This is a genomic window from Chromobacterium sp. Panama (assembly GCF_003052555.1).
In the GTDB taxonomy this organism is placed as follows: Bacteria; Pseudomonadota; Gammaproteobacteria; order Burkholderiales; family Chromobacteriaceae; genus Chromobacterium.
The window spans coordinates 3,763,923-3,780,132 of record NZ_QARX01000001.1 but is presented as its reverse complement, the minus strand read 5'-3'; the positions used below and the strand labels follow the sequence as shown (position 1 = coordinate 3,780,132).

At 63.1% G+C, this 16,210-nt stretch carries 13 protein-coding genes and 1 tRNA gene; 7 read left to right on the top strand and 7 right to left on the bottom strand.

The window, feature by feature from the left end; genetic code table 11:
* Positions 1-109 precede the first annotated feature (109 nt).
* From rpoD to DB032_RS17095, 3 genes are all read left to right on the top strand, one after another.
* Positions 110-2,041, top strand: a complete 1,932-nt coding sequence (rpoD, locus tag DB032_RS17105; protein ID WP_107800529.1) for an RNA polymerase sigma factor RpoD — start codon at positions 110-112, stop codon at positions 2,039-2,041.
* A gap of 111 nt (positions 2,042-2,152) precedes the next feature.
* Positions 2,153-2,231 (top strand) — tRNA-Ile (locus tag DB032_RS17100).
* A gap of 268 nt (positions 2,232-2,499) precedes the next feature.
* The gene (locus tag DB032_RS17095; RefSeq protein ID WP_107800528.1) at positions 2,500-3,201 is read left to right on the top strand and encodes an FCD domain-containing protein; all 702 of its coding nucleotides are present in this window, start codon (positions 2,500-2,502) and stop codon (positions 3,199-3,201) included.
* Between the two features lie 88 nt (positions 3,202-3,289).
* Here the strand turns inward: DB032_RS17095 and tyrS are convergent, their stop codons facing one another.
* The 5 genes from tyrS to DB032_RS17070 all read right to left on the bottom strand — a co-directional run bounded on the left by tyrS (position 3,290) and on the right by DB032_RS17070 (position 11,143).
* A complete protein-coding gene (tyrS, locus tag DB032_RS17090; protein WP_107800527.1) occupies positions 3,290-4,564 on the bottom strand; it encodes a tyrosine--tRNA ligase in 1,275 nt (424 codons plus the stop codon).
* A gap of 71 nt (positions 4,565-4,635) precedes the next feature.
* Positions 4,636-5,865 (bottom strand): amino acid permease, encoded by a 1,230-nt coding sequence (locus DB032_RS17085; protein ID WP_107800526.1) that lies wholly within the window; start codon positions 5,863-5,865, stop codon positions 4,636-4,638.
* Between the two features lie 124 nt (positions 5,866-5,989).
* Complete coding sequence (locus DB032_RS17080; RefSeq protein WP_107800525.1) at positions 5,990-7,918, bottom strand: pyridoxal-dependent decarboxylase; 1,929 nt, start codon at positions 7,916-7,918, stop codon at positions 5,990-5,992.
* A gap of 40 nt (positions 7,919-7,958) precedes the next feature.
* Positions 7,959-9,425 carry an amino acid permease gene (locus DB032_RS17075; RefSeq protein WP_158274335.1) on the bottom strand — a complete coding sequence of 489 codons (1,467 nt, stop codon included), beginning with the start codon at positions 9,423-9,425 and terminating at the stop codon, positions 7,959-7,961.
* 488 nt (positions 9,426-9,913) lie between these two features.
* Positions 9,914-11,143, bottom strand: coding sequence for a murein transglycosylase A (locus DB032_RS17070; RefSeq protein ID WP_107800523.1), 1,230 nt, complete (start codon positions 11,141-11,143; stop codon positions 9,914-9,916).
* Between the two features lie 250 nt (positions 11,144-11,393).
* Between DB032_RS17070 and DB032_RS17065 the strand changes: the two genes are divergently transcribed.
* Complete coding sequence (locus DB032_RS17065; RefSeq protein ID WP_158274334.1) at positions 11,394-11,687, top strand: BON domain-containing protein; 294 nt, start codon at positions 11,394-11,396, stop codon at positions 11,685-11,687.
* Positions 11,688-11,929: 242 nt separating this feature from the next.
* A complete protein-coding gene (locus tag DB032_RS17060) occupies positions 11,930-12,226 on the top strand; it encodes a hypothetical protein (RefSeq protein ID WP_146176707.1) in 297 nt (98 codons plus the stop codon).
* 7 nt (positions 12,227-12,233) lie between these two features.
* Here the strand turns inward: DB032_RS17060 and lysA are convergent, their stop codons facing one another.
* The gene (gene lysA, locus DB032_RS17055) at positions 12,234-13,472 is read right to left on the bottom strand and encodes a diaminopimelate decarboxylase (RefSeq protein WP_107800520.1); all 1,239 of its coding nucleotides are present in this window, start codon (positions 13,470-13,472) and stop codon (positions 12,234-12,236) included.
* Positions 13,473-13,624: 152 nt separating this feature from the next.
* Between lysA and DB032_RS17050 the strand changes: the two genes are divergently transcribed.
* Entirely contained in the window at positions 13,625-14,545 is a 921-nt protein-coding gene (locus DB032_RS17050) for a LysR family transcriptional regulator (RefSeq protein WP_107800519.1), read from the top strand.
* A 52-nt stretch (positions 14,546-14,597) separates the two neighbouring features.
* Here DB032_RS17050 and DB032_RS17045 read toward each other — a convergent pair whose 3' ends face one another.
* Positions 14,598-15,305, bottom strand: coding sequence for an alanyl-tRNA editing protein (locus DB032_RS17045; RefSeq protein ID WP_107800518.1), 708 nt, complete (start codon positions 15,303-15,305; stop codon positions 14,598-14,600).
* Positions 15,306-15,501: 196 nt separating this feature from the next.
* Between DB032_RS17045 and DB032_RS17040 the strand changes: the two genes are divergently transcribed.
* On the top strand, positions 15,502-16,176 hold the full coding sequence (locus DB032_RS17040; protein ID WP_107800517.1) for a pseudouridine synthase: 675 nt from the start codon (positions 15,502-15,504) through the stop codon (positions 16,174-16,176).
* Positions 16,177-16,210 lie beyond the last annotated feature (34 nt).

Sequence of the window (16,210 nt, the reverse complement as noted above, 5' to 3'; positions counted from 1 at the left end):
AAAGCGATGCCGCGGCGGTAGAAAGCGCCCCGCAGGGCTACACAAACAGCGTTATTTGCTTGTGTTATTATCAACTGTTTTTTTCGGCTTATTTCAAGCAGGAAGCGAAATGGCGGCCTCTCCCGAAAATCAAAAAGACGTGCAGGAAAACGAAACCGAAGTGATGAGCCTGGAAGAGCAGCGTAAACGCCTGCGCCAGCTGATCGCCTTGGGCAAGGAGCGTGGGTATCTGACCTACGCGGAAATCAACGACCACCTGCCGGAAGACGTGTCCGACGCAGAGCAGATCGAAAACATCGTCACGATGATTTCCGGTCTGGGCATCCAGGTTTACGACGAGGCGCCGGATGCGGACACGCTGCTGATGTCCGACGCCACCCCGCCGGTGGCCGACGAAGACGCCGTGGAAGAAGCCGAAGCGGCGCTGTCCTCGGTGGATTCCGAATTTGGCCGCACCACGGACCCGGTGCGCATGTATATGCGCGAAATGGGCTCGGTGGAGCTGCTGACCCGCGAAGGCGAGATCGAAATCGCCAAGCGGATCGAAGACGGCCTGAAGTACATGATCCAGGCGATTTCGGCTTGTCCGGGCACCATCGCCGAAGTGCTGGAGCTGGTTGAGCGCGTCGGCCGCGACGAAGTGCGCGTGGATGAAGTGGTTGACGGCTTCATCGATCTGAACGCGCCGTCCGAAGAGGACGCCGCGTTCGCCGAGCCGGCGGACGAAGACGAGTTGCTCGAAGCCGAGGCCGAAGAGGAAGACGAGAGCGAGGACGAGGACGGCGACGCCGCCGACGCCGCCGGCGTCAACCTGGAAGAGCTGAAGCAGCAGGCGCTGGAGCACTTCACCGGCGTGCGCATGTTGTTCGACAAGATGGTCAAGGTGCTGTCCGTCAAGGGCGCGCAGAGCAAGGAATACCTGGAGCTGCAGGACGCGATCACCACCGAGTTCATGCTGGTGCGCTTCTCCACCCGCCAGGTGGAAAGCCTGTGCGACTCGCTGCGCAGCCGCGTCAACGAAATCCGCACTTACGAACGCGACATCCAGGATATCTGTGTCAGCCGTGTGCGCATGGAGCGCGCCCACTTCATCAAGGTGTTCCCGGGCAACGAGACCAATCTTGACTGGGTGGAAGACGAAATCCATTCCGGCAAGGCCTGGGCGGAAGCCTTGACCCGCTTCAAATACGCGATCATCGAAAAGCAGACCAAGCTTTCCGAGCTGCAGGATCGCGCGATGCTGCCGATCAAGGCGCTGAAGGAAATCAACCGCCAGATGTCGGCGGGCGAGTCCAAGGCGCGCCGCGCCAAGAAAGAGATGATCGAGGCCAACTTGCGCCTGGTGATCTCCATCGCCAAGAAGTACACCAACCGCGGTTTGCAATTCCTCGATCTGATCCAGGAAGGCAATATCGGTTTGATGAAGGCCGTGGACAAGTTCGAATACCGCCGCGGCTACAAGTTCTCGACCTACGCCACCTGGTGGATTCGCCAGGCGATCACCCGCTCCATCGCGGACCAGGCGCGTACCATCCGCATCCCGGTGCACATGATCGAGACCATCAACAAGATGAACCGCATCAGCCGTCAGATTCTGCAGGAAACCGGCCACGAGCCGGATCCGGCCGAGTTGGCGGAAAAGATGGAGATGCCGGAAGAGAAGATTCGCAAGATCATGAAGATTTCCAAGGAGCCCATCTCCATGGAAACCCCGATCGGCGACGACGACGATTCCCATCTTGGCGATTTCATCGAGGACCAGAACAACCTGGCGCCGTCCGACGCTGCGATGTATTCCAGCCTGAAGGACGCCACCAAGGAAGTGCTGGACACGCTGACGCCGCGCGAAGCCAAGGTGCTGCGCATGCGCTTCGGCATCGATATGAACACCGACCACACGCTGGAAGAAGTGGGCAAGCAGTTCGACGTGACCCGCGAGCGCATCCGCCAGATCGAAGCCAAGGCCTTGCGCAAGCTGCGTCATCCGACCCGTTCGGAACGCCTGCGCAGTTTCCTGGACAACGAGCCGGGCGGTCAGTGATCGGATCGCGAGACCGGGTTTAGGCTGATGGCCTGAGCCGGATGAAAACCCCAAGCCGTCGGAATTCGACGCTTGGGGTTTTGCTTTTTGGCTGTTATAATGCGCTGCTCTGGGCCTCTAGCTCATGCTTGGTTAGAGCAGCGGACTCATAATCCGTTGGTGCGGGGTTCGACTCCCCGGGGGCCCACCAAGACTCCCGCGCAGCATGCGGCGGCGCTTGGCGCATTGATATCGGAAGCCGACGCTCAAGTCGGCTTTTTTGTTGCGGCGGCCGCGCCGCCGCGGCCTCCCTATCCGCCTTTTCTTTGGGGTTTCCCCGCCCGATCTCCATGCCGGAGAGACGTAGCTTTTAGCTATTTCCCTGCTATGCCGATGGGGAAAATCAATATGCTGCGCCATTTTAAGTTACTATCTAGCGTTTCGCGCATCATTGCGCGCTCTCATGTGGAAAAGACCGAATGCCCCAGAAGGAAAAAAAGGCGGCAAGCAGCAACGCCACATTGGCCGACAAGGTATTCCAGGAGTTGCGGCGGGACATTCTGCTGGGCGTGTACCGCCCGTCGCAGAAGCTGCTATTGCATGATCTCAAGGCGCGCTACGACGCCGGCGGCTCGCCGATCCGCGAGGCGCTGCTGCGCCTGAGCTGGTGCAAATACGTGGTGATGGAGCCGCAGCGCGGCTTTTGGGTGGCGCCGATTTCCCACCATGAGCTTTACGACATCCTGCTGGTGCGCCGAGTGCTGGCGGAGGAGGCGGTGCGCCGTTCTCTGGCGCAGGGCGACGAGGCGTGGGAGCTGGAGGTGTTGGCCAGCTACCACCGTTTGAGCCGGATAGATCTGAACGACGTGAATGTGGATTTGCAGGACTGGGCGGACCGCCACATGGCGTTTCACCTGGCCATCATCAGCGGCAGCCACTCGCCGGTGATTGTGGAGGTGATGGAGTCCTTGTACAACCGCTTGGAGCGCTATCGGCACATCTGGTTCGACCCGGCCTTGCCGACCTCCAAGCGCTATAGCGACGAGGGCGAGCATCAGGCCATCATGCAGGCGGTGCTGGCCAGAGACGCGGACCGGACGCTGCAATTGCTGGATCAGCATTATTCCCACGTGATGCAGGTGGTGGAAGGCCTGAGCACAGAGGCTTTTCTGCCCCGCTAGCCTATCCAGCCGGCTGCCCCGCCCATGCGCGCTTGGGCGGCCGGACGGGGCGAGCCCGGCGCTTCAGCGCCCGGGCCGTTTCACGCGCTTACTCCCAAATCAACAGACAGTACTGTTTCTTGCCGCGTCGCAACAGCGTGTAGCGCTGATGAAGGTGGTCGGCCTGCTCCAGGCGCGCGTCCAACGCGTCCGCCCTGGCGCCGTTGACGCTGACAGCGCCGCTTTGCAGCAGCGTGCGGGCCTCGCTTTTGGACGCGGCCAGGCCGCTGTCCGCCAAGGCGTCGACCAAGGGCGTGGACTGCCGCGGCAAGGCCAGCCGGGGCATGCCGTCTTGCGCCAGTTGGGCGAAGTCCGCGGCGCCGAGCCGCTCCACATCGTTGTCGAACAGGCTGAGGGTGATGCGCTGGGCGGCGGCGAGCGCGGCCGGACCGTGAACCAGCTCGGTCACTTGTTCGGCCAGGATGCGTTGCGCCCGCGGCTTGCCGCCGGACGTGCGGTCCTCGGCCTCGATGACCTCGATCTCCTCGTTGGACAAGAAGGTGAAGTAGCGCAGGAAGCGGTAGACGTCGGCGTCGGCCGCGCCCAGCCAGAACTGGTAGAAGGCGTAGGGTGAGCACTTGCTCGGGTCCAGCCACACCGCGTTGCCTTCGCTTTTGCCGAACTTGGTGCCGTCGCTATTGGTGATCAAGGGCATGGTCAGGCCGAAGGCCTGTTGCTGGGTCACCCGTCTGACCAGGTCGACGCCGGCGGTGATATTGCCCCATTGATCGGAACCGCCGATCTGCAGTTTGCAGCCGAAGCGGCGGTTCAGCTCCACGAAGTCGTGGCTCTGGAGCAGGCTGTAGGCAAACTCGGTGAAGGAGATGCCGACATCGTCGCGGTTGATCCGCTGCTGCACCGACTCCTTCTTGATCATGGCGTTGACCGAGAAATGCTTGCCGACGTCGCGCAGGAAGTCCAGCGCGCTCATCTGGGCGAACCAATCGTGGTTGTTGGCCATCAGGGCGGCGTTGTCGCCTTCGAAACTGAGGAAGGGTTCCACCTGGCGGCGGATCTTGTCCACCCAGCCGGCCACCACGTCCGAGGTGTTGAGTTTGCGCTCGCTGGCCTTGAAGCTGGGGTCGCCTATCATGCCGGTGGCGCCGCCGACCAGGGCGATAGGGCGGTGCCCGGCCATCTGGAAGCGCTTGAGCAACAGCAGCGGCACCAGGTGGCCGAGGTGCAGGCTGTCGGCGGTGGGGTCGAAACCGCAGTATAGGGTGACCGTTTCCCGGGACAGCAGCGCGTCGAGCGCGTCCGCGTCGGTGGCCTGCGAGATCAGGCCGCGTTGCTGCAGATCCCGGATCAGGGTCGATTGCTTCATTTCGTTTACCTCCATGATTGCGGCGCGCGGCCGTATTGGCCGCGCGTCCGGACGACGGCGCGCTTGCGCCGTCAGAACACGGGCAGCAGTCCTTGCATCACCAGGATCTGGAACAGGATGATGGCGAGGCCGGAACCACCTATCGCCCAATGCAGGGTGCCGCCGCCGCTGACCTGGTAGCCGGGCTGGTAGTTGTCCTGGCGGCGCAGTTTGATCAGGGCCAGCGCCGGGAACAAGATGGCGAGAATCACCAGGAAGATGGCGGCGGCGCCCAGCGCGGCGATGAAGCCGCTGGGGAAAAACAGGGCGAAGCCCAGCGGCGGCAGATAGGTGATCAGCGCGGTCTGCAGCCGCTGCCGCAGGCTGTCGCCGCGCTTCAGCGTGCTGGCCATGGCGTCGAACAGGCCGAGCGAAACGCATAGATAAGAAGTGAACAGCGCGATGGACGAGAAGGCGGACAGCAGGGAGGGCACTTGCGGCGTGGGCACCAGCGCGTGGAATTCGTCCAGGAACATGCCCACCGAACCGTTATGGGCGGAGATGGCCTGAAAGCTGTGGCTGCCGTAGCGCGGCAGCGCGCCAAGCGTGTTGAACACCCACAGCAGGTAGACGCCCATGGGAATCAGGCTGCCGGCGATGAAGACATTGCGCAGTGTGCGGGGCTGGTCGCGGCCCAGGTATTTGACCATGCTGGGCACGCTGCCGTGAAAGCCGAAGGCGGTCAGAAACATGGGGATGGCGGCCAGCATGTATTTGGCCGAGTCCGTGTTTTCCGACAGGTTGCCGGTGTCGACATAGGGCTGAATGACCGCGCTGAGCGAGAGAAAGATCAGGATGTTGAGGCTGAACAGCAGCCGGTTGACCTTGTCCACCGCGGTGGTGCTGGCGAAGACGATGCCGCCGATCAGCGCGGTGAAGGCCAGCGAGACCTGGCCGGGCGACAGGGTCAGGCCCAGGTATTGGTGCAGGCCGGATTGATAGGTGGAGCCGCCGCCGGAGATATAGGCGGAGGAGAGCGCGTAGAGCAGGAGCAACAGGCTGGCGTTGATCAGATAGCTGCCCTTGGCGTTGAACAGCGAGCGGGCGATGGCGTCGAAGCCGTAGCCTTCGGGAAAGGACAGACAGACCTCCAGCAGCATCAGGCCGGTATAGGTCATCAGCGCCCAGATCAGAAACAGGGTCAGGCAGGCGTAGCCGAAGCCCATGCCGGCGGACACCAGCGGCAGCGCCAGCATGCCCGCGCCCAGCATGGTGCCGGAAATCAGCAAGGTGGCCCCGATGGCCTTGAAATTGACTTGCATGTGGAATCCTCAACCATCCTTGATGAAGAGAAGGATGCGTTCGTAAAAACCGGACAAACTCATAGTCGGTATTGGGTCTGGTAGTGAAAAAAACGCTCCCGGCCAGGCCGGGAGCGGAGGGGGATCAGGCGGCGATCAGGGCGTCGGCGCCGGCCTTGTCTTCCATGTCCACGATCTGGGCCAGCTTGGCGGCGAAGACTTCGCGCAGCTGTTCCCAGTAGGCGTCGAAGTCCTCGGCCTTGCGCAGGAAGTGGGTCATCACCGCGGCGCGCAGGATGTAGACGCTTTCCACCTTGTCCCATTCGGCGCGGCTGAAGCCGCGGCTGGCCACGTAGTGCCATGGGGTGTCGCCGTACTCTTCCACCGACAGCGAAGTCGAGGAGGTCAGGAAGTCGTTGGTGTAGGTGCGGCCGGAAGCGTAGGAGCAGATCTCGTACATCTTCTTGTTCAGCCGGTTGTGGTCTTCCAGGCTGTCGTTGCCGATTTCCTTGAAGGTGAAGTTCACCATGTGGAAGTCCGGGTGCATGATGGGACGCACTTCGAACTGGCGGCGGCCGACGGTCAGCGGCTTGGCGGCGGCCAGACGCTGGGCGAACCAGTCGGCGGTGACGATGCCGCGGCCGATCACCTTGCCGTAGCCGCCGATGTTCAGCGGCACCAGACGGTGGGCCGCCCATACCGCGGCGGCGGTGGCGCCGGCCTTGGAGCCTTCCATGATGGAGGAGCCCAGCACCACCTTGGTGTCCGCGCCTTCGGCCTCGTCCACTTCTTCGAACACATAGGCCGCGTGGTAGGAGATCAGGTCGACGATGCGCTTGTCCTTCATGCAGACGGCGCCGGCCGCGTACTGGATGTAGCCCACCTTGTGCGGGTCCACGGTGATGGAGTCCGCTTCCGCCATCGCCTTGAAGCCTTCATAGACGTCGCGCTTGGGCCAGGTCACGCCGGCCGGGATGATGTCTTCGGCGCGGTAGCGGGCCAGCAGCGCGTCGTAGTCCATGAACTGATTGTTGTCATCGAGGAACATCGCGCGGACATAGCCGCCGTAGGCCGCGTCCACGTGCACGTAGAAAGAGGCGCCGTATTTCTGTTCGCACTCGGCGCGCAGCTTGATCACTTCGTCGACATGGTCGATCGAGCCTTCCTCGGTGGTGCCCACCACGGAGACCATGGCCAGGATGGGGTGGCCTTCCTCGATCAGGCGGAAGGTGATCTCGCGCATCTTGGCCACGTCGGTGCGGTAGTTCTCGTCCACCGGCAGCGGCACGATGTGTTCCTGGCCGATGCCCAGCACGTCCATCGCCTTCATCCACGAGTAGTGCTTGGATTGCGGCACCAGGATCTTGCCCAGCGAACCTTGCTTGATGCCGACGCCGCGGCAGGACATCGCGCGCACTTCTTCGAACAGGCCGCGTTTTTTCAATTCGTCGGTCAGGTCCAGCACCGCGCTGGGCGACAGGTTCAGCAGTTCGCGCTCGCTCTTGCCGGCGACCAGATCGCGGGCTTTTTCATGCTGGGCGATGGCCAGCGGCATGGTCTTCAGATTGCGCGCCACCCACATGCCTTCGTAGTTGGCCACGGTGCCGCCGGAGGTGATGTGGCCCCAGCTGCGCTTGGGGTCGTAGCCGAACATCCGGCACAGATCGAGGCCGGCTTCCACTTCCAGTTCGGTGGTGGTGGGCGAGGCTTCGTGCGCGCAGTTGTTCGGGTTGTACATCATGGTCATCACGTAGGCCAGATTGGACACCATCAGCGTGTCCGCATTCATATGGCCCAGATAACGCGGCGAGAACCAGGGCACCGAGGTGTTCTTCAGCTTGGAGGACAGCTGGCGCAAGATGCCTTCGGTGCGGTACAGGGTCTGGCGGAAATCGCCGGCGTGCTGTTCCACCGGGGTGACCAGCGCCGGGTCTTCCGGGTGAAAGTCCGCGCGCCAGTGCAGGTGTTCGGACACGGCGTATTCCATCATTTCCTTGAAGAACACGCGGTTTTCGGATTTGGGGCCGATGAACAGGGCATCGACGTTAAGCGGGGAGAAAGTCGGATTGGTCATGACTGAGTAACCTTGTTATTTAAGAGAGGCGTGAGCCGGCTCATTTGCCTTCGGCGGGACGAGCCTTGCTGGCGGGCGAGGTGCGCGGGGCGACGCCGGCGGAACGGGCGTGCTTGGCTTTTTGGCCGTAGGCGTACACCAGGAAGGGAATCACCAGCATGACGGCGAGGCCGATGAGCTGGAACTGCAGGTATTCATGCGCGGAGCCATGGAAGCTGCCCGGCGGGATGAAGCCCAGGTAACCGGCCAGCAGGGAGATGGCGATGCCCAGGCCGGAGCAGATCCACATGCCCGCCTTGCCGCCGGGAACGCGGAAGCTGCGTTCCACGTCCGGGCGCTTGTAGCGCAGATAGATGGCGGCGGAGAACATGAACAGATAGGCCACCAGATAGACGAGCCCGGTCAGGCCCATCAGCATGAAGTAGAAGTTGTCCACATTGGGCATCACGGTGATCAGCACGCCGACGATGGTGATGGCCGCCGCCTGGATCAGCACCAGGGTCACCGGCACGCCATGGCGATTGGTCGTCTGCAGGAATTTGGGCAGCGCGCCGGAATCGGCGGTGGCTTGCAGGCCGCGCACCGGGCCCAGCACCCAGGAGTTCACCTGACCCACCAGGCCCAGGCCGATGCACAGGCCCATGACCGGGGCCAGCCAGCCCATGCCCCATTGATTGAAGTAGAGCTCGAAGGCCTGCATCAGGCCGGCGGTCATCGAGATCTTTTCTTTGGGGATGGCGATGAAGATCGCGGCGGAGCCGATCACGGACAGCAGCACCATGATGACCGACACCAGGATGATGGCGATCGGATAATTGCGGCGGGCATCCTTGATGGAGGACACATTGGACGCCGACACCTCCATGCCCATCACCACGAAGATGAAGCCGATGAACAGGCCGAGGGTGCCGCTGTCGCTAAAGCTGGGCACCAGATTGTTCCAGCTCCAGGACACGTCGGTCATGATGGGGTGGCCGCCGGCCAGATAGGCGATGCCGCAGCCGATCAGCACAACGCCGGGCAGGAACACGCCCAGGCTCACGCAGATGGTGGAGACCCAACCCAGGGTTTTCACGCCGCGCATGTTGACCAGGGTGCAGGCCCACCAGATGCCCAGAATCATCGCCAGCATATAGAGCTTGTTGCTGGCGAGAGCAGGGTCGAACACATAGGCGAAGGTGGCGGCGATGATCATGATGATGGAGGTCATGCCGAACACCATCTGTATCCACTGCATCCACACCGCGACAAAGCCCATGCGCTCGCCGAAGGCCTCGCGCACCCAGATGAACAGGCCGCCGTCCTGCGGCCAGGCGGTGGCCAGCTCCGCGGACACCAGCGCGGTGGGCACCAGGAACAGCAGCGCGGCCGCCAAGGTCAGGAAAATCGTCATCATCCCCGGCTGCGCCGTCATCGGCAGCGTACGGACGCTGACGACCACGGCGGCGGTGATCATGACGAAGGCGAAGACGCTGATCTTGGGAGGCGCCTTATCGATTGTCGTCATTTTCATCTCCATCGAACAAATAAATAAAAACGTTCAAATATAAAATTTCGAAAATATTATTTATTTCGCCGTGTTCAGCGTTTGATGAAAGTCAATATTAGGAAAATTCGATAAACGATAATTCGTATGGAATAATTTGGGTGGGCCGGCAAAGCCTTGCCAGGCAAGGCTTTGATTGGTCTTGGGGCGGATCAGGCTATTGAGGATGAATTTGGCTTGGCGCTGGCGCGGCGGCGGTTTTGGCCGCCTGTTTACGTTCTCGCAAGCGAGAGAGACAAGGCCTTGCGGCTGAGAAACGGAATCCACGCACGGCGGATGAGGGCTTCGGGCGGCGCTCAGCGCTTTGCGTCACGCCAGGCGCAGCAGAGTGTGAGGCGGCGCTGACGTCGCGGGACGGCGAGAAGACGGGATGGGTGTGCTGGAGGAGGACCGCGGGGCGCGGAAGCGGCGGCGCAAGCAGGGATGAGCCGCCGGAGAAGGCTAAAGGTTTACAGGGCCTGGGACGGGTTCATGCCTTTGGGCAGCAGCATCCACAGATTGCCTTGCTGCTTCATCCTGCCGGCGTACATGCCGGCCTCGGTGCCGAAGCCCCAGAAGAAGTCCGCGCGCACCGCGCCCTTGATCGCGCTGCCGGTATCCTGGGCGTGCACCAGCCGCGCCAGCGGCTGGGTGGAGTGAGGCCAGGTGGTGAGCAGGTAGACCGGCGCGCCCAGCGGGATGTAGCGCGGGTCAACCGCGATGCTGTAGCCGCCGGTCAGCGGCACGCCCAGCGCGCCCATGGGGCCGCCGTTGTCGCCCGGCAAGGTTTTGAAGAACACATAGCTGGGATTCACCGCGAACAGCTCTTGCCGGCGTTGCGGATTGCGCGCCAGCCAGTCCTTGATGCCCTGCATGGACGCGTCGCCCATGGTCAGCTCGCCCTTGTCCACCAGCCATTTGCCGATAGATTGATAGCCGTAACCGTTTTGCTCGGCGTAGCCGATATGGATGAAGCTGCCGTCGTCCAGCTGGATGCGGCCCGAGCCCTGCACCTGCAGGAAGAACAGCTCCACCGGATCTTCGACCCAGGCGAGGATGGGCGCGTTGGCCACGCCCTTGCCCTGGTTGATTTCCGCGCGGGTGTAATACGGCAGCAGGCGTTTGCCTTCCAGGCGGCCCTTCAGCCGCGTGCCGCGGTTGTCGGCGGGAAAGTCGCCGGGGCGGATTTCAATATCGCCGGCCGCGCTCAGCGCCAGCCGGTTGGGCCCGCTGCGGCGCGCCATCAGGCTGGACTTGCCGCGAACCGAGGGCGGAACGTCCACGCTGTAAAAATCGGCAGGGATGCCGTATACCGGCCAGGGGGTGCGTTCGCTGCGCGTCCGGCTGCCGCTGAGCAGCGGTTCGTAATAACCGGTGATCAAGCCGCTGTCGCGGCTGCCGTCGTTGACCTTCCAGGCGGCGAAGCGGTTTTCGAAGAACTGGCGCACCGCCTGCGCGTTGTCGGCGGCGATGCCGTCGGCTTGCCGGCACACTTCGGTCCAGCCCGGTTTTCTGGCGATGGCCTTACAGCTTTGCTTCAGCGCGACGAGGGTATCGCCCAAGTCCTGCTGGCTCCAGGCCGGCAAGGCGGTCGGCGCGCCGCTTTCCCGCCCCGCCCCGCCCGTCTTGCCGGGCGGACTGGAAGTGGAGCAGGCGGCCAGGCCGACGACAAGCAGTAACAACAGCCATTTTTTTAACATGCGCTAAGTTCTCTGAAACGGGGCTAGGGCAGCGACGCGCTGCGAACCGGTCTGATTCTACGCTGGGACGCGCATGACGGGGCGATGACGGCCGCGGCGATTGTTGCGGCGGCGCCAACAGGCGAGACCGTCGCGCCGCGTTGTCATGGACCGGCAACAAAATTGAAAAGTTTCCTCGCTAGTATGCGGTAAAACATTCGCGCTGAAGCTTGGGCTTGAGCGCATGCAGGCCATATCACTGGAGAATCTGATGAAACGTTTTTGCATCCGCGCCTTGTTGTTGACCACCTTGCTGTCCGCCGGCCTGCCGGCTTACGCCGAGCAGACCCCGCCGACCGATGAAGAGTTGGCCGCCAGCGTGCAACAGGCCTTGAACGGCGATGCCGAACTGCAGCCGCTGAGCCTGAAGGTGAGCAGCAAGAAGAGCGAGGTGACGATTGAAGGCGGCATGACCGACGACCAGCAGATGTTCAAAGCGGGGCAGATTGCCGAAAAAGTGCCGGGCGTGAAGTTCGTCATCAACAATATGGTGCTGAAAAACTAAAAAGGTTTGCTCCGGCGGCTTGTCCGGCGGCAGCAAAGGGCGCTTCGGCGCCCTTTTGTCATTTTATCCATCCAGTTTTTCGTCGGGAATTTAAGATTAATCCGATTGTGGTGCCTTCTCTTATTGCGAAAAATATGTGGTGTTGCCGGCTGACGGCCTTTCCGGAGGCTGGGGCCGGCAAGGTTTTTCCAATCAGCAGTATGGATCGCTCGCGGCCCACTGCGAAGCACCGGACACGACTCATGGAATATGCATCCGCACTTGGCAAGAGGGTTTCCCACCGCATGATGCTGCAACCGGCGGAGCAGGTGGACAAACTGATTTCACGGCTGGAGGGCGCGGACGAAGCCAAGCTGGTGTATTGGGACGAACGCAGCCAGCGGCTGCGCGCGCTGAGTCCGCGTTCGCGCCGCGGCCAGCAATTGCTGGCGCGCGGTTTGCAATCGCCCCAGGTGGTGGGCGTGTTCGACGGCTACGCCAGTTATCAGGACATCTATCAGGCCTTCCAGGAGACGCTGGCCGACCTGAAGCTCAGCTGAGCAGGACTTAGACGCGTTCCAGCTCCAGCAACTCCGCCATGGTTTGACGGCGGCGGATCAGCCGGCTGGAGGCGCCGTCTATCATGGCCTCGGCCAGCAGCGGCCGGCTATTGTAGTTAGACGACATGGTGGCGCCGTAAGCGCCGGCGTCGTGAAACACCAGCAAATCCCCTACCTGAGCCTCCGGCAGCAGGCGGCTTTCCACCACGCCGCCCTCCTGTTGGGTAAAGACATCCCCCGATTCGCACAGGGGGCCCGCCACCACGCAGGGGGCGCGCTCGCCTGATTTTTCCTCGCCGTCCGCGTTGAGGACGGAAATATCGTGGTGGCTGCCGTACATGGCGGGGCGCATCAAGTCGTTGAAGCCCGCGTCCACCAGCACGAAGCGCCGGCTGCCCATGGTTTTGACCGCCCTCACCTCGGAGATCAGGGCGCCGGATTCCGCCACCAGGAAACGCCCGGGCTCGATCTCCAGCCGCACCGGGTGGCCCAGGTGCGCGGCGATCCGCCGCCGCGCCTCGTCCCACAGCTCGAAATAATGCGCGGTGTCGATGCGGGCGTCGCCGTCGCGGTAAGGGATGGACAGGCCGCCGCCGGCGGAGATCGCCTCGATGTCGTGGCCCAACTGGGTCGCCAGCCTGACCATGGCGCCGCAGACCTGTTGCAGGTGGCCGTAATCGACGCCTGAGCCGATATGCATGTGCAAGCCCACCAAGTGCAGGCCGAACTGGCGGATCACCGCCAGCGCGTCGGCCACCTGTTCATGCCAGATGCCGTGCTTGCTGTTCTCGCCGCCGGTATTGGTTTTCTGGCTATGGCCATGGCCGAAGCCGGGATTGACGCGCAGCCAGACCCTATGGCCGGGCGAAGCCGCGCCCAGCTGACGCAGCATGTCGATGGAACCGGCGTTGACGGCGATGCCCTCGGCCGCCACTCGCGCCAGCGTGGCCCGGTCCAGCACGTCGGCGGTGAAGACGATGTCGGAAGGCTCGGCGGAGTCCGCCCGATAGCCGGCGGCCAGCGCGCGTTCGATTTCGCCCAGCGACACCGCGTCCACCTTGACGCCCTGTTCCCGTATCAGGCTGAGGATATGGGTGTTGGAGTTGGCTTTTTGCGCATAGCGGATCACGTCGAAGCCTTTCAGCTCGGCAATGCGCCGGCGAATGGTGTCGGCGTGGTACACCCAGAGCGGGCTGCCGTATTGGCGGGCGAGTTCGGCCAGTTGGCGGGCGTCGAAGCATTTCATGGCGTGGCGATGGCGTAGGTGATAGACAGCTGCATCATGGCGTGCGCCGCGGCAAAAATAAAATATCAAATTATCGCTGCTTCTTTCATTTATGATATGGATTGCCAAGGGGAAAGGCGGGCTTGGCGCCGTCTATGCGCAAGGGGTAGGGGATGGAAATCAGTCTGCGCCACATTGAAGTGTTTCGCGCGGTGATGACCACCGGCAGCGTCACCGAGGCGGCCGTCCTGCTGCGCACCTCGCAGCCCACGGTCAGCCGAGAACTGGCGCGTTGCGAACAATTGCTGGGCATGGTCTTGTTCGAGCGCAGCCGCGGCCGCTTGCGGCCAAGCGCGCAGGGGCTGCAGTTGTTCGAGGAAGTGCAGCGCAGCTATCAAGGCCTGGAACGCATCGTCAGCAGCGCGGCGGCGATTCGCCAGTTCGAGCAGGGGCAGTTATCGATTGCCTGTTTGCCGGTATTCGCGCAATCGCTGTTGCCGGCGGCGTGCCGGCGATTTCTGTCGCAAGCGCCGGGCATCAGCCTGAACATCGCGCCGCAGGAGTCGCCTTTGCTGGAAGAGTGGCTGGCGGCGCAGCGTCATGACCTGGGTTTGAGCGAGAGCGCGCACGCGCCGGCGGGAACGCGGATGGAGCCCTTGCTGCTGGCGGACGAGCTGTGCGTGTTGCCGGAGGGGCATAGGCTGCTGAGCAAGACGGTGTTGGCGCCGGAGGATTTCGAAGGCGAGGCCTTCATCAGCCTGGCGGCGACCGACAGCTATCGGCAACAGCTGGATCAGGTGTTCGCCGAGCGGGGGGTCAAGCGGCGCATGGTGGTGGAGACTCATAGCGCCGCCTCGGTATGCGCGATGGCGCGGCAGGGCATAGGCGTGGCCGTCGTCAATCCGCTGACGGCGCTGGATTATGCCGGCTCAGGCCTGGCCGCAAGGCGCTTCAGCGTGTCGATTCCGTTCGCGGTCAATCTGGTGCGGCCGCTGCACCGGCCCGCCTCCCCGCTGCTGGAGCGCTTCGTCGACAGTCTGAAGGCCGAGCTGGCCGCGGTCAGCCGGAGGCTGGCCGCGCCGACGGGGGCTTAGCGGCAGTGCAAAGTCTCGCGAGCTAGCCTGAGCGCAGGCTTTGAGCCGGTTCTTAGTCGCGCAGCGCCACCACCACCCGCTTATTGCGCGCGCCCTTGCTTTCAATCTTCTTGACCACGACCGGGCCGATCTCGCCGGTGCTGCGCACATGGGTGCCGCCGCAGGGCTGCAGATCGATGCCGTCGATATTGATCAAGCGGATTTCCGGCAGGTGCAGCGGCGGCGTCACCGACATGGTCTTGATCAGCTCCGGCTGACGCCGCAGCGCCTCGCCGCTGCTCATTTCGATGCGCACCGCGCGGTCCTCCGCCACCAGCCGGTTCAGCTCGCGCTCGATGTGCTCGCGGTCCAACTCCATGCCTTCCGGCAGATCGAAGTCCAGACGGCCGGATTCGGCGCTCAGATTGCCGCCGGTGACGCCGGCCTTGATCACCACGGACAATAAGTGCAGACAGGTGTGAATGCGCATGTGGCGGTGGCGGCGCGCCCAATCCAGTTCCAGGACGACCGGCGTGCCGGCGGCGAGCCGGGGCGCATCGGCGGGCAGCAGGTGGATGATGGCGCGCGTTTCGCGGTCGCGGCGGGTATCGCTGATCGCACAGCCGCCGCCGTCCCAGCTCAGCGCGGCGCTGTCGCCGGGCTGGCCGCCGCCCAGCGGATAGCACAGCGTGTCCTCCAGCACCAGGCCGGCGTCGTCATGCCGCGCCACGCGGGTTTCCAGGCGGGTTTGGTAGGGATCGATGTAAAAGCGCTCTGCCATGCGGTGATTCCTTTTCAGACTATGCTGGGAAGACCGGCGTCGCTTGTCGCCGCCGGTCCCGATAATTTTGAGAATGCTGCCGCCGGCTGTGTATTTCAAGAGACAGCGCTGGCGAAAAATCATGGCAACAGCTTGTCGCAACAGCGTTTAGCGCAGATAATCGCCGACTTTTTCCGCCTTCCTGCCCATTGCTCTCATGACCATTCGCCATAATCTGGAACATTACAATCCGCCGCCGGACGCGGGCCTAGACGTGATTTACGCCGACGAGGCCTTGCTGGTGCTGAACAAGCCTTCCGGCTTGCTGTCGGTGCCGGGGCGCGGCGAAGACAAGGCGGACTGCTTGATCAGCCGCGCGCAGCGGGTCTATCCGGACGCGCTGACCGTGCACCGGCTGGATATGGCGACGTCCGGCCTGGTGGTGATGGGACGCGGCGCCAGCATGCAGCGAGAACTGTCCATCGCCTTCATGGACCGCAAGGTGGACAAGCGCTATGTGGCGGTGGTGGACGGCATCGTGGAACAGAACAGCGGCACCGTGGATCTGCCGCTGATCATAGATTGGCCGAACCGTCCGCGTCAGAAGGTGGATTTCGAACACGGCAAGCAGGCGATCACCCATTTCCGTGTGGTGCTGCGCGACGGTTTGCGCCAGACCAGCCGGGTGGAGCTGGAGCCCCTGACCGGCCGCGCCCATCAGCTGCGCATGCATATGCTGCATCTGGGCCACCCCATCCTGGGCGACGACATCTACGCGCCGGAAGCGGTGCTGGCCAAGGCCGATCGCCTGCTGCTGCACGCGGATCGCCTGACGCTGCGCCACCCCATCACTCGCGAAGAGATGAGCTTCGACGCCAAAGCGCCATTCTAAGTCGGCAGTCAGCGCGCGGCCTGGCCGCGCCGGC